Below are 14,835 nucleotides of genomic sequence, written 5' to 3' on the forward strand. Positions count from 1 at the left end.
TACGCCCTATGTAGCGCGAATGGACTCGACCATGGCCGATCAAGACCTCAGCATCACAGCTCCCTCCATCGCCAAGAGCTCATCGATCGCCACCATCGGCAAAAGCTGGAGCGCCGTCGGGCCGACCGCCTCGGCTGGATGCGAATTGCCGATCCCGCTCTCAAGCGGTCGTGGTTACGATCCGCAAATACCCCTGTCAATCAACAGCCAGAGCGGTAACGGCCCGTTTGGCCTTGGTTGCCACCTGGGCCTGAGCCAGATCAGCCGCCGCACCAACAAAGGTGTTCCACGTTATACCGAGCACGATGAAATCATCGGGCATGACGGCGAGGTGTGGATGCCGGAGCTCGATGATGCCGGAAACCTGAAGTCGCGCACGGAACACAGCTACAGAGCTCGCCCCATTCCTGAGCACAACGTCGTGATCTACCGGGCGCGGATCGAAAGTGATTTTTCCCTGCGCGAATGCTGGCATCCGGCTGACGGTGGAGCCCCGTTCTGGCTGGTCCACGGCGCCGACGGTACGTTGCATGTCTACGGCAAAACCAGCGCCTCACGCCGTGCCGACCCCGACGACGAATCGCGCATCAGTAGCTGGCTGCTGTGTGAAAGCATGAACGCCCATGGCGAACACATCTGCTACGAGTACAAGCCCGACGATCAGCCTGACGAGCCAGACCCGATTCACGACTACCGCGCCCAGCGCTATCTGCGACGGGTGTGTTACGGCAATGCCACGGCGAGCGATCGCCTTTACAGCTGGGACACTGACCGGCCGACGGATCTGCCATGGCATTTTCAACTGGTGTTCGATTACGGCGAACGCAGCAGTTCGCTGACGGAGACCCCGAGCTACGAAGAAGTGAACCGCTGGCGGCTGCGACCGGATCCGTTTTCCACCTATGGCCAGGGTTTTGAACTGAGCACCCGCAGGCTCTGCCAGCAAGTGTTGATGTTTCATCACTTCCCCGAAGGGCTGGCGACAGATGCGAAGCTTGTACGTCGCCTGCTGCTGGAATATCGACCTATCCAGAACACTGCGCCGTGGGCGTACAGCCAGATCACGGCGGCGCACTATCAGGCCTTCGATGCGCAAGGCAATGTCGAGCATTCACCGCCGCTAGAGTTCGAATACTCGCCCTTCGAGATCAACAAGACACCTGCACGCCTGTTGGAAAACGAGACTCAACCGGGCATCGAAGACGGCGGGTTCTACCAATGCGTCGATCTGTATGGCGAGGGCGTGCCGGGTTTTCTCTGCCGCTATGACAACGCCTGGTACTACCGCGAGCCGCTGCGCGCGGCGCCTGGCACTGAATTGATCGGTTACGGCCCATGGGCTCTGCTGGACAAGATCCCGGTGGCAGATCGTAACCGCGCCGTGGCGCAACTGCTGGATCTGACCGGTGATGGGCGCCTGGACCTGATAATCGCCCGCTTGGGTTACTGCGGTTTCCATGCGCTGAATGCGCAGCGCCAATTCGAACTGTTCAGCGCGTTCGACACGTTTCCCCGGGAACACCAGGATCTGACTTTGACCATGGGGGATTTCAGCGGCGACGGCCTGATGTCAGCGGCGAGCATCAGCCACGACCGTGTGCGGCTCTATGCCAGCCTGCGCGAAAAAGGCTTCGCCGCTGCACAGGAAATACCCCATGCATACGAAGACGACCGTCTGCCGGTATTCAGCAACTCGCGAACCGAACTGGTGCTTCTGGGCAATCTGCTCGGCAGCGACATGCCCGAGCTGTGTCGCATCCGCCATGACGAAGTCCGCTGTTGGCCGAATCTTGGTCATGGCAAATTCGGTCAAGGTCGCAAGATCAGTGCCCTGCCCTTCACCTACGACGAATTCGACGCCGCACGAGTGCGTCTGGCCGACCTCGATGGCTCCGGCGCGCCCGCGCTGATCTATCTGCGATCCGAAGGGTTCGACATCTACCTGAACCGGGGCGGCAACGGCCTGGAGCAGATTCCCGTCAGCGTGCCGTGGCCTGAAGAAGTGCGTTATGACCGTTTGTGCCAGGTCAGTTTCGCCGACCTGCAAGGCCTCGGTTGCGCCAGCCTGATTCTGACGGTGCCGCATATCCAGCCTCGGCATTGGCGCTACGATTTTGTTGCAGCCAAGCCCTATCTGCTGCTCAACAGCAACAACAACATGGGTTACTCGAGCAGCGTGACTTATCGCAGTTCGGCTCAGGAATGGCTGGATGAAAAGGAGCGGCTGCTGGCACTTGCGCGTGCACCGATATGTCATCTGCCGTTTCCGCTGGCCGTGGTGAAGAAGCAGGAGCAACACGACGAGATCACCGACAACCGGCTGACCCAGTCATTCACCTGGCGCGAAGGGTTCTACGACGGCAGGGAACGGGAGTTTCGCGGGTTCGGCTATTTGCAGCAACTTGACTGCGAGATTGGAGCCGATCCTTCAGAGCCTGGCTTCAACGAGCCGGTGCAAACATGCACCTGGTTTCACAACGGGCAGGAAATGAATCGTTCCCGCGAGGATTATCTCAACGCGGACGTGGACGCCTGCCCGTTGGGCGAAACCCTGTTCAGTCGTTATCACCCCAAGGGTGAAATCGATGAGCCTGTCACGCCGGAAGATTCCGACAGTCGCTATCGGATTGCGCAGGCACTGGTCGGCTCGGTCGCCCGAACGGAGACGCTTGCCTATCAGGCGGATATGCAGGCGCCTGGTGCAGCCCCGCTGTACTCGGTAGAGGAAAAGCGCTATCTGGTGCGCGAGGTGCGGCCGCAGGGGCCATATGCCGCAGCCATTCTGCTGCCCTTTCAGGTCGAAGCAATCAGCTATCAGTACGACGGTTTTATCAACGACCCGCTGTGCCGCCACGATGTCACCCTGCGCTGGGACGCTTATGGCGCCGCGACCCATGCACTGACGGTGAGCTATGCGCGCAGGTTGACCGCCCAGAGCCCGCCCCCCTTCACCGAGGACCACCTGAATCAATGGTGGTCCGACGCTCACGACGAGGCGCAGCAATACTTTTACATCAGTGAAACCCGTGCGCGTCTGATCAATCTGCCAGAGCCACAGCAATGGCGATTGGGCTTGCCGTATCTGGAACGTGGCGATGCGCTGAAATTGGCCAAAGGTACGCTCCCCGGCGAGTTGAACCCGGCACGGGTGTCTTTCGAATCACTGAGAGAGCTGCAGGATACGCAAGAATGGGCCATGGAAAGGGTACTGACTTCGCAATCCATACAGCGCTATGTGGACGTAGAAGGTACTGAACTGGATGACGGCGTCGCCGGATTCGCAGCCCTGTCACATTCTCTGGAGCTTGCCCTGCTGGATAAAACCGCGCTGGACGCTTACAGCATTGTGCCGGACCTGAATATCCGCGAGGCCCTCGCGGCAATTGGTTACTCACCCATGGCGCTGCTGTTCGAAGCACCGCCCAGCGAGGAACCAAACCTTTGGTCGTCGCGGTTCAATCTGGCCCGGTACGGCGGCTTGCAAGCGTTCTACAACGTGCTCGATTTCAATGAAACGCCAAGCCATGGCGTGACCAAAGCCGAATACGATCAACACTATCTGACAGTCATGCGCATGGAATTGCCCGACGGTTGTGCCGTCCAGGTCGCGGAGTTCGACTATCACGCCCTGAAACCCAAGCGAATCACCGACGCCAATGACAACACTGAAGAAGTCATCTACGAGCCTTCCGGTCAGCCACTGATCATCAGCTTTCACGGTACCGAGAATGGCAAACCTGCCGGATTCGACAAGCTGACCGATGACTGGACCTTGCCGGATCCCAGTCCGGAATACGCCATTCAGTTTCCGGAAGATACCGTAGGACACGCAGCGAGCACTCTGCACAAAAACCTTTTCAGCTGGATGGGCCTGATACCCGCCTCCACACTTCGAAACCGCGCGATCAAGCAAGGCGACCTGTTGCCCGGCGGGCAGATCCGCGCCAGCGCACGTCGCCGGCTTGCGCGAAATCCCGGTCTGACGACTGAAGACCAGCAGTTGCTCATGGCCATCGAACTGGCTTACCGAGAACCGGTTCACACCGTAGTGCTCAGTGCCGACCGCTATCCCTACGACGCCATAAAGGCGCAGATCCAGATCGTCAAAACCTGCGTCGACGGCTTTGGTCGGGTCCTGCAAACCCAACAGAAGGTCGATCCGGGGCTGGCTTATGTGGTGGGTGAGGATGGTCAATTGCTGATCGAAGAAGGTGAGCAACCGACGCAGACACGCTGGCGTATCAGCGAACGCGTCGAATACAACAACAAAGGTCTCGCGCAGCGCCAATACCGGCCGTTTTTCGCTAACACGCACCGCTACGTCAAGGATCAATCGCTGCGCCAACTCGGGCTCTTCGATCAGCTGTTCTATGACGCAACGGGACGTCCGATCAAGCTGATCAACGCCAAGGGCGATTTTTCCCGCGAGACGTATCATCCCTGGTATCACACCAGCGAAGACTTCAACGACACCGCTGAAGAGGTGATGTCTACGCGTGGGTCAGGCGCATGAGCGCCTCCACACATTGGCGCACGCCTTCGCTGATCGTCAGCGACGGACGTGGCCTGCCAGTCCGTCAGGTCGCTTATCTGCGTACCGTGGTGGGCGATACGCCTAGCGCACTCGTGACCCGCCAGCACCACGATGTCGCCGGGCGCCTGGTCGCGCAACAGGATCCGCGCCTGCCGATCGCGAACACAACCACCGTGTTTTCGCTGAACGATATCGCCGTGTTTACCGACAGCCGGGATAGCGGCTGGCGCCTGCAGCTGCCGGGCAGGGCCGGGGAGCCCGGACACCGTTGGGACGCGCGCGGCCATGTCTGGCAATCGACCTTTGACGAGCAATTGCGCGTGGTGCAGCTCGAAGTCTCGGGAAACGGCGAAAATCAGCTCGATACCTTCACCTATGCCGACGGTTCTGCCGGAGCAGACTCCAACCTGCGCGGCCGGTTGATCCGGCAGACAGATCCGTCAGGCTCGCTGGATATCACCAGCTATGCCCTCACCGGACAGGCACTGGTGGAAAAGCGCACATTTGATGATCACCAAGCGTTCACCAGCCATCAGGTGTTCAGTCCGCTTGGCGCCGTGCTTGAACAGACCGACGCCGGCGGCCATCGCAGAACCTCGCGCTATGGTCTTGCCGGGCAGCTCAGGCAGATGCACTTGCAAGTGAAGGCAAACATCACGCAAGCCCTGCAGGATGCGCACTACAACGCCAATGGCCAGCTCATCGAGCAACAGGACGGCAACGGAGTGCTCAACGAATGGACCTACGACCCAGCCGACGGACGCTTGCGCACCCGGATCAGCCATAAGCCCGGCCAACCCGCATTGCAGGATCTGCAATATTCCTACGATCGCGTCGGCAATATCATCCGCATCGAAGACCACGCCTTCGAGCCCACCTGGTTCGCCAATCAACGGGTCGACGGCCACCGTGAATTCAGCTACGACTCCCTGTACCGTCTGATTCGTGCGACCGGTCATGACGACGCCCTGCCTCCGGACATTCCCGGCCTGCCGCGACCGCCCGACGAACGAAACCGCCTGAACTACACCCAGACGTATAGCTACGACGATGGCGGCAATCTGACCGAATTGCGTCATCAGCGCGACGGCAACAGTCGTACCCGCACCATGCGCATCGACGACAAAAGCAATCGCGGGGTGCGCTGGCAAACAGGTGACGAGCCGCCGGACTTCGACATCTGGTTCGACCCGCACGGCAATCAACGCAAGCTGCACCACGGTCCGTCATTGCACTGGAACAGCCGTGACGAACTGGAGCGCGTGGACCTGGTTATCCGTCAGGACAGTGATAACGATGCCGAGTATTACCAGTACAGCGCAGGCCAGCGGGTCCTCAAATGTCATGAATGGTTCACCGACAAGGTCCGCCACTTCCACCAGGTGCGTTACCTGCCAGGGCTGGAAATTCGCAGCAAAGAAAACGGCGAAGAGCTGCACATCATCAGCCTCGGTAACGCGCGCTGCCTGCATTGGGCGCAACGTTCAGCGCCGATAGACGACCAGATGCGTTACACCCTCGAAGACCACCTCGGCTCTTGCGTGATGGAGCTCAATGAAGACGCTGTGGTCACCAGCGCAGAAGGCTATTACCCGTTCGGCGAAACCGCGTGGATGGCGCCGGAATCGGAAATCGAATACCGCTTTATCCGTTATTCCGGTAAGGAAATGGATGTCAGCGGTTTGTACTACTACGGCGCCCGTTATTACGCGCCGTGGTTGCAGCGTTGGGTCAGTGCTGATCCGGCGGGGGATGTGGATGGGTTGAATCTGTATGGTTTTGTCGGTAACAACCCGATCGTCCATGTCGACCAGACCGGTGCCTTCAAAGTGGTGTTTGACCTGATCAGAAAAGCGGTGGGTATCTTTGATCAAGCGCAAACTGCGGCGGAGCAATTGCACAACCTGACCACCGAGTTCGATGGCCTGATTGCTGAAGGCCAAAACATCGAAGAAGTGCGTAAAAACATGACGTTCGGCAAATTCATTACCTCCCGCGCCGGCATCAAATCGGTCTTTTACGGTATCGGCAAAGGCATCGCCATCGGCAGTGTCATCGGCACCGTGGTACCCGGAATCGGCAACGCCATCGGTTCCGGGGCAGGGGCAATCGCGGGGGCGATTGTGTTCCCGGTATTGCGTTACCACTTTTTCAAGAAGGGTTTGAAAGCAGCGCAGACGCTGCACACCCAAGAACTCAAGGATGGGCTGAAGACGCTGAGCGACGGCGCCGCAAAAGCCGTCGACGGCGCGGGAGTTCTTCTCGATAGAGGTGCTGCGGTTATCGACAGCATCAAGACCTTCACTGATAACGTCGACAGCTACTCCGAACCCATCCAGAAGATGTTCTACGCCCAACTGGAAGCCCTGGATGCAGAAAAACAGCGTCAGTTCATGAAGCTGGCGAGGACTGGCGTAGACCCGTTCGAAGCTATCGACGAGGTCCTGCAAACCGCACAGGCAATCATCGCAGCCCCGAGCGAGGCGCAAGGCGTGACTGAACGCCTGCAGCAACTGGAGCGCTCGCTCGCTGCCGAACCTCGCGGCAGACCGGTGCCGAAGCCGAGGTTGAATCTTGTGCATCGACGTCAGGTACAGGAGACAGCTGTCTAGCAGACACGGCCGGCGCGAACAGCGCGCCCGGCCACCTCGGCCCATGCTATCGTGCCCGCCCGTCCTGCCGACCTTTCATCCAGCATGCTGCCGACTTCCCGTACCCTGCGTCTGTCGTTGTATTCCCTGCTGATCATCGCCGGCACGGTCATTGCCGCGACGCTCGCGATGCGCCACGCGGAACGTCAGGCGCTGGAAGAAGATGCCGCCCGCGCCAATCAGCAACTGGGGTTGTACGCCAACTCCTTGCACACCCTGATCGACCGCTATCGCGCCCTGCCCGCCGTACTGGCGCTGGATCCGCAATTGCGTTCGGCCCTGGCCGGCCCGGTCGGTGCTGCGCAGCAAGCGGCATTGAATGTGAAGCTGGAAAAGATCAACGGCGCCGCGCAATCCTCGACCCTTGAACTGCTCGATCGCACCGGCCTGGCCGTGGCCGCCAGCAACTGGCGCTTGCCCAGCAGTTACGTTGGCCACAATTACGGCTTCCGCCCCTATTTCAGCCAGACCCGCACCCAAGGCACCGGGCGGTTTTACGCGGTAGGCGTGACCAGCGGCATTCCCGGGTATTTCCTTTCCAGCGCCGTACTTGGCGACAACGACGAGTTTCTCGGCGCGATGGTGGTCAAGCTGGAGTTTCCCGAACTGGAGCGCGAATGGAGCCAGGGCAGCGACACGCTGCTGGTCAGCGATGCACGCGGGATCATCTTTATCGCCAATCAGCCGGGCTGGCGTTATCGCGCCTTGCGGCCGTTGAGCGCTGATGATCTGGCCGAGATCAAATCCACGCGACAGTACGACAAGCAATCGCTGCTGCCGCTGACCCATTTGCCGTTGCGCCGCTTCGATGACAACAGTGATCTGCGCCGGGTCGAAGGTCCGCAGGGCACGGCGGATTATCTGTGGGAATCGCTGCCGCTGACGACCGAGGGCTGGACCCTGCACCTGCTGCGCCGTCCGCAAGTGGCCTTCGAGGATTTGCGCAACGCCGCGCTGGCCGCCGCCGGTGTGTGGCTGGCGCTGGTGTTCCTGTTGCTGTTTCTCAATCAGCGCTGGCGGCTGGCCAAGGTCCGTCAGCGCAATCGTGAAGAACTCGAGCGCCTGGTCGAGGAGCGCACCCGCGATCTGCGCACCGCTCAGGAAGGCCTGGTGCAGTCGGCCAAACTCGCCGCGCTGGGGCAGATGTCCGCCGCGCTGGCCCACGAAATCAATCAACCGCTGACCGCCCAGCGCATGCAACTGGCAACCCTGCGCCTGCTGCTCGAACATGGCCGCGTCGATGACGCCTACAAGGCGCTGAAACCGGTGGACGACATGCTCACGCGCATGGCCGCCCTCACCGGCCACCTCAAGACCTTCGCCCGCAAGAGTCCGAGCGGTTTGCGCGAACGTCTGGATCTGGCGACGGTTGTCGATCAGTCGCTGCAACTGCTCGATGCGCGGCTGCGTGACGAACAAGTCAGCCTGGTGCTGCATCTGACCCGTCCGGCGTGGGTGCGCGGTGATGCGATTCGTCTGGAACAGGTGTTGATCAATTTGCTGCGCAACGCGCTGGATGCGATGCAGGGTAAAGCCTGCAAGCGTCTGGAAATCCGTCTGGAGGCTGATGAACAATTGTGGCGGCTGAGCGTCAGCGACAACGGCGGCGGCATTGCCGAGGAACATCTCGGCCAGGTGTTCGATCCGTTCTTTACCACCAAACCGGTGGGTGACGGTCTGGGCCTGGGGCTGGCAGTATCCTTCGCCATCGTGCATGAATCCGGCGGGCGCCTGAGCGCCGAGAACGGCGACACTGGCGCGGTGTTCAGCCTGACCCTGCCAATCGATCTGGAGGCACATATCTGATGCTCGACTCGGTGATGGTGGTCGACGATGAAAGCAGCATTCGCAACGCCGTTGAACAGTGGCTGAGCCTGTCCGGGTTTCAGGTGCAATTGTTCAGCCGCGCCGAAGAATGCCTCGCCGCGCTCCCCGAACATTTTTCCGGGGTGATCCTCAGCGACGTGCGCATGCCCGGCATGGACGGTTTGCAACTGCTCGCCGAAGTGCAAAAGCGCGACGCCGATCTACCGGTGATTCTGCTCACCGGCCATGGCGACGTGCCGATGGCGGTCGAAGCCATGCGCGATGGCGCCTACGACTTTCTGGAAAAACCGTTCAGCCCGGAAACCCTGCTCGGCAGCCTGCGCCGGGCGCTGGACAAACGCCGCCTGGTCCTGGAAAACCGTGCCCTGCACGAACTGGCCGACAACCGCGCAAAGCTCGATGCGACGCTGCTCGGCGTGTCCCGCGGCTTGCAGACATTGCGTCGGCAGGTGCTGGATCTGGCGACGTTGCCGGTCAACGTGCTGATCCGTGGTGAAACCGGCAGCGGCAAGGAACTGGTCGCACGTTGCCTGCATGATTTCGGCCCGCGCGCCGGCAAACCTTTCGTGGCGCTGAACTGCGCGGCGATCCCGGAGCAACTGTTCGAGGCCGAACTGTTCGGCCATGAGAGCGGCGCGTTTACCGGCGCCTCGGGCAAGCGCATCGGCAAACTGGAATATGCCGATGGCGGCACGCTGTTTCTCGACGAGATCGAAAGCATGCCGCTGGCCCAGCAGGTGAAATTGCTGCGGGTCTTGCAGGAGCAAAAGCTTGAGCGGCTGGGGTCGAACCAGAGCATTCGCGTCGATTTGCGTATCGTCGCGGCGACCAAACCGGACCTGCTCGACGAAGCCCGCGCCGGACGTTTTCGTGAGGACCTGGCGTATCGCCTCAACGTCGCCGAACTGCGCCTGCCGCCGCTGCGCGATCGCCGTGAAGACATTCCGTTGCTGTTCGAGACCTTCGCGCAGAATGCCGCTCAGCGTCTGGGCCGGACCTTTCCGCCGTTGACCGGTGCGCAGCTCAGTCACCTGCTCAGCCATGACTGGCCGGGCAATGTGCGCGAACTGGCCAACGTCGCGGAACGTCAGGTATTGGGGCTCGATGAACCGGTCGCCGGAATCGATCCGGGGCAATCGCTGGCGGCGCAGCAGGAAGCGTTCGAAGCGCAATGTCTGCGCGCGGCGTTGACCCGGCACAAAGGTGATGTCAAAGCCGTGCTCGAAGAACTGCAACTGCCGCGCCGCACGTTCAATGAAAAGATGCAGCGGCATGGATTGAGTCGGGAGATGTTTGTTTCCGACAGCTGATGATCGTTCCCACGCGCAGCAAAGGAATGCAGCCCGGGACGCTCTGCGTCCCCTTCGAAGCCGAACGCGGAGCGTCCGTTGAGGCATTCCCACGCAGAGCGTGGGAACGATCACACAGCTGACTTATTCGGCGTCTCTGATGGCCCCTTCGCGAGCAGGCTCGCTCCCACATGGAGTCAGTCCACTCTGTGGGAGCGAGCCTGCTCGCGAAGAGGCCTGTTGAGCCCCAGCAAATGCCCACTCTGATGAGCAATTTTCCGCTCACCACAACCCATGCATAAGCGGATTTCCGCTCACCCTTTCCCGCCACCCCCTCTAAACCGGCCCTCCTTCCCTTGGCACACCTCCTGCTATAGCCCTGGCAGGCTGCGTTCCGACGCGCTCCACAAAAACAATTAAACGAAGGATCCTTCAATGGATAACTCCAACGCCCTGCCCCTTGGGTCGGCTGCCGTGCCGGCCAAACCGAGAACCACCGCCAGCCGGATCAAATCGATCTTCAGCGGCTCTGTCGGCAACATGGTCGAGTGGTACGACTGGTACGTGTACGCCGCCTTCTCCCTGTACTTCGCGAAAACCTTTTTCCCCGCCGGTTCCACCACTGCGCAACTGATGAACACCGCTGCGATCTTCGCCGTGGGCTTCCTGATGCGTCCGATCGGTGGCTGGCTGATGGGCATGTACGCCGACAAGGTCGGGCGCAAGAAAGCGCTGATGGCCTCGGTGTACCTGATGTGCTTCGGCTCGCTGCTGATCGCCCTGAGCCCGAACTATGAAACCATCGGCATCGGCGCGCCGATCCTGCTGGTGTTCGCCCGCCTGCTGCAAGGCCTGTCGGTCGGCGGCGAGTACGGCACCTCGGCGACTTATCTGTCCGAGATGGCGACCAAGGAACGTCGCGGCTTCTTCTCCAGCTTCCAGTACGTGACCCTGATCTCCGGGCAGCTCATCGCCCTCGGTGTGTTGATCGTGCTGCAGAACACGCTGACCACCGAACAGCTGTACGCATGGGGCTGGCGCATTCCGTTCGCCATCGGCGCGCTGTGTGCAGTGGTGGCGCTGTACCTGCGTCGCGGCATGGAAGAAACCGAGTCGTTCACCAAGAAAGAAAAATCCAAGGAAAGCGCGATGCGCACCTTGATGCGCCACCCGAAAGAGTTGTTGACCGTGGTCGGACTGACCATGGGCGGCACCCTGGCGTTCTACACCTACACCACCTACATGCAGAAATACCTGGTGAACACGGTCGGCATGAGCATCTCCGACTCGACCACCATTTCCGCCGCCACGCTGTTCCTGTTCATGTGCCTGCAACCGATCATCGGTGGCCTGTCGGACAAGATCGGTCGTCGTCCGATCCTGATCGCCTTCGGTGTGCTCGGTACGATCTTCACCGTGCCGATCCTGATGACCCTGCACACCATCCAGACCTGGTGGGGCGCGTTCTTCCTGATCATGGCGGCGTTGATCATCGTCAGCGGCTACACCTCGATCAATGCGGTGGTGAAAGCCGAATTGTTCCCGACCGAAATCCGCGCCCTGGGCGTTGGCCTGCCGTACGCGCTGACCGTGTCGATCTTCGGCGGCACCGCCGAATACATCGCGCTGTGGTTCAAGAGCATCGGCATGGAAACCGGTTACTACTGGTACGTCACCGCGTGCATTGCCGTGTCGCTGCTGGTGTACATCACCATGAAAGATACCCAGAAGCACTCGCGGATCGTCACTGACTGATCGCACCGCATCGCTGGCAGGCCACAAAATCTGTGTCCTGCCACGAACCCTACGGGGTCTCGCGTCCGGCTGGAAATATGCGCTGGGTCCTTGCACTATGGCTGCATCCGAATGCAGCTCAGGAATCCGCTCCCCATGCCCGATGACATCCACTTCTACGAACCCGCCAACGGCCACGGCCTGCCTCACGATCCGTTCAACGCCATCGTCGGCCCGCGCCCCATCGGCTGGATTTCCTCGCAGGATGCCGAAGGCCGGCTCAATCTCGCGCCGTACAGTTTCTTTAACGCCTTCAACTACGTGCCGCCGATCATTGGTTTTTCCAGTGTCGGGCGCAAAGACAGTCTGAACAACATCGAGCAGACCGGGGAGTTCGTCTGGAACCTCGCCACGCGCCCGTTGGCCGAGCAGATGAACCAGAGCTGCGCGATGGTTGCGCCCGAGGTCAACGAGTTTGAACTGGCGGGGCTGACCACCGTGGCGTCAAAGGTCATTTCGGTCCCACGGGTCGCCGAGAGTCCAGTGTCCTTCGAGTGCAAGGTCACGCAGATCATCCAGCTGCAACGCGCCGATGGCGAAACCGTGCCGAGCTGGCTGATCCTCGGCGAGGTGGTCGCGGTGCACATCGCCAAATGGCTGCTGAAAGACGGCATCTACGACACTGCCGCCGCACAACCGATTCTGCGTGGCGGCGGGCCGGCGGATTATTTCCAGCTGGGGCCGGAGGCGCTGTTCAAGATGTGGCGCCCGGGCGCACAGAAGTAATTACCAGATCAGCTCGGCGTCATCGGTGACGCCCTTGAGCTTGTCCAGTTCGTTGATGGCTGCATCATCGGCAGCAATGGCGCCAGGAAACACCTGCTCATTGAGCAATTTGTGAAAGCGTGGGGCGCCGCCATCGACCAGGGCCTTGACCGCGATGGCCGCGTAATAACCCTTGTTGCCGCCCAGCTCGACGGGGACGACTGCGGAGACTGCTTCGAAGCGTTCAAACTCTTTACGTGCCATGTCGCGGATCCTGGCTCAATCAAATAAGCCGGACATTAAACCCTCAACCGGCGAGTTTGTGTATCGGCGCCGCGCATTGACCGAGGGCCTGCGCGGCGGAAACGTCCCTGAACGTGTGGAAGTCGAGGCTGTTGACCACCAGGTCCTGCACCAGCTCGGCGAAGACTTCCATTGACGGACTGTTGAAATACGCCGTCATCATTTGCTGACTGCTCCAGTAGCCGTTGACCAGCCACAGGTCGGCGTCGCACTGCGATTGTTGCAGGGAAAAACTCAGGCAGCCGGGCGCCGCGCGCGAGACCTCGATCAACGCGCTCAGGCGCACACCGAGTTCCGCCGAACGCCCGGCCTGGGCACGAACGAAGGCCATATGACTGACAGGCATTTGCTTGGACATGATCAACCCTCCATGAAATCGCGTGGCAGCCGGGGGACGGGCTGCGACTGAAGCAAAGATTAAGGGCCGGGGCCGCCGCGCCGTTAGTCGATTCCTGCCTTCGCGTTGCACAATCCTGCGAGACTGCGCAGACGACCTGTAACAACCTGTAAACCCGCGCAACACGTCTGTCATACGGGTTTTGTGTAGGAGCTGCCGAAGGCTGCGATCTTTGGCTTTTGCCTTGAAGATCAACGGATCGCAGCCTTCGGCAGCTTCTACAGAATCGTATGGCGGGAGGCATGTGCGCACCTGCGGGCAGAATCAGGCAAGCATTTGGCAGAATGTGTCTACCGCTGCTGCTTGCACAAACATATGCTCTGCTGCATTCCCCCTCACTTGCCGAGGATGCCGTGCATGACGTCATTCGATCGTTTTCAAGCCGAACCCAGCGCCGACATGGAAAAACAGCGCGCGGAGCTGGCGGCGATCATCCGCCGCAACACCAGCGACGATGGCAGCTACCAGACCGCGATCGGTTCGCTGGTGATGTCGCGCCACACCCAGTCCCATGACTTTGCCCCGGTACTCGCGCAGCCGGCGCTGTGCATCATGGCGCAGGGGCGCAAAGAGGTCCGCCTGGCCGATGAGTTCTTCAACTACGACCCGCTGAATTATCTGGTGGTGTCGGTTTCGATGCCGCTCAGCGGCCGCGTGGTCAACGTCTCGCCAGAGGAACCGATCCTCGCCGTGCGCCTCGACATTGACCCGACCGAAATCACCGCGCTGATCGCCGACGCCGGCCCGATGGGCGTGCCGACGCGGCCGACCGGACGTGGTCTGTACGTGGAGAAAATCGACAGCGCCATGCTCGACGCGGTGCTGCGTCTGGCGCGGCTGCTCGACGCGCCGAAAGACATCGCCATGCTCGCGCCGCTGATTCGCCGGGAGATTCTCTATCGCCTGCTGCGTAGTCCACAGGGTCATCGTTTGTATGAGATTGCGATTGCCAACAGCCAGAGCCATCGCATCAGCCAGGCCATCAAATGGCTCAACGGCAATTTCGAGCAACCACTGCGCATCGATGATCTGGCGCGGGAAGTGAACCTCAGCGTGTCGACCTTGCATCACCGTTTCAAGGCGATGACCGCGATGAGTCCGTTGCAATATCAGAAGCAACTGCGCCTGCAAGAGGCGCGGCGGCTGATGTTGACCGAAGGGCTGGAAGCCTCGGCGGCGGGGTATCGGGTGGGCTATGAAAGTCCGTCGCAGTTCAGCCGCGAGTACAGCCGCCTGTTTGGCGCGCCGCCGTTGCGGGACCTGGCGCGGTTGCGGCTTTCTGTCTGATCCGGAATCTGAAGCGGGGCTTATGGCGCTTTCGCGAGCAGGCTCGCT

General features: G+C 60.7%; 9 protein-coding genes. 7 read left to right on the forward strand and 2 right to left on the reverse strand.

Translation table 11 applies throughout. The features are described 5' to 3' along the window. Positions 1-31: 31 nt before the first annotated feature. From BXA01_RS09615 to BXA01_RS09640, 6 genes are all read left to right on the forward strand, one after another. On the forward strand, positions 32-4,513 hold the full coding sequence (locus tag BXA01_RS09615; protein WP_076563974.1) for a SpvB/TcaC N-terminal domain-containing protein: 4,482 nt from the start codon (positions 32-34) through the stop codon (positions 4,511-4,513). Then, positions 4,510-7,146 (forward strand): RHS repeat domain-containing protein, encoded by a 2,637-nt coding sequence (locus tag BXA01_RS09620; RefSeq protein WP_076563975.1) that lies wholly within the window; start codon positions 4,510-4,512, stop codon positions 7,144-7,146. The genes BXA01_RS09615 and BXA01_RS09620 overlap by 4 nt, the downstream gene beginning before the upstream one ends. An 84-nt stretch (positions 7,147-7,230) precedes the next feature. Then, positions 7,231-8,991 (forward strand): ATP-binding protein, encoded by a 1,761-nt coding sequence (locus BXA01_RS09625; RefSeq protein ID WP_076563976.1) that lies wholly within the window; start codon positions 7,231-7,233, stop codon positions 8,989-8,991. After that, positions 8,991-10,322: a sigma-54-dependent transcriptional regulator gene (locus tag BXA01_RS09630; protein ID WP_076563977.1), complete on the forward strand. Its 1,332-nt coding sequence runs from the start codon at positions 8,991-8,993 to the stop codon at positions 10,320-10,322. Before BXA01_RS09625 ends, BXA01_RS09630 begins: the two co-directional genes overlap by 1 nt. Positions 10,323-10,736: 414 nt before the next feature. Continuing rightward, positions 10,737-12,056 (forward strand): MFS transporter, encoded by a 1,320-nt coding sequence (locus tag BXA01_RS09635; RefSeq protein ID WP_076563978.1) that lies wholly within the window; start codon positions 10,737-10,739, stop codon positions 12,054-12,056. Between the two features lie 135 nt (positions 12,057-12,191). Further along, on the forward strand, positions 12,192-12,821 hold the full coding sequence (locus BXA01_RS09640; RefSeq protein WP_071173402.1) for a flavin reductase family protein: 630 nt from the start codon (positions 12,192-12,194) through the stop codon (positions 12,819-12,821). Here the strand turns inward: BXA01_RS09640 and BXA01_RS09645 are convergent, their stop codons facing one another. Both BXA01_RS09645 and BXA01_RS09650 read right to left on the reverse strand, forming a co-directional pair. Further along, positions 12,822-13,064 carry a hypothetical protein gene (locus BXA01_RS09645; protein WP_041479831.1) on the reverse strand — a complete coding sequence of 81 codons (243 nt, stop codon included), beginning with the start codon at positions 13,062-13,064 and terminating at the stop codon, positions 12,822-12,824. 43 nt (positions 13,065-13,107) lie between these two features. Then, positions 13,108-13,461, reverse strand: a complete 354-nt coding sequence (locus BXA01_RS09650; protein ID WP_076563979.1) for a putative quinol monooxygenase — start codon at positions 13,459-13,461, stop codon at positions 13,108-13,110. 396 nt (positions 13,462-13,857) lie between these two features. Here BXA01_RS09650 and BXA01_RS09655 point away from each other — a divergent pair, with 396 nt between their 5' ends. Further along, positions 13,858-14,787 carry an AraC family transcriptional regulator gene (locus tag BXA01_RS09655; RefSeq protein ID WP_016773445.1) on the forward strand — a complete coding sequence of 310 codons (930 nt, stop codon included), beginning with the start codon at positions 13,858-13,860 and terminating at the stop codon, positions 14,785-14,787. The last annotated feature ends 48 nt before the right edge of the window (positions 14,788-14,835 follow it).

This window comes from Pseudomonas sp. B10 (assembly GCF_900156235.1).
GTDB classification, from domain to species: Bacteria; Pseudomonadota; Gammaproteobacteria; order Pseudomonadales; family Pseudomonadaceae; genus Aquipseudomonas; species Aquipseudomonas siliginis.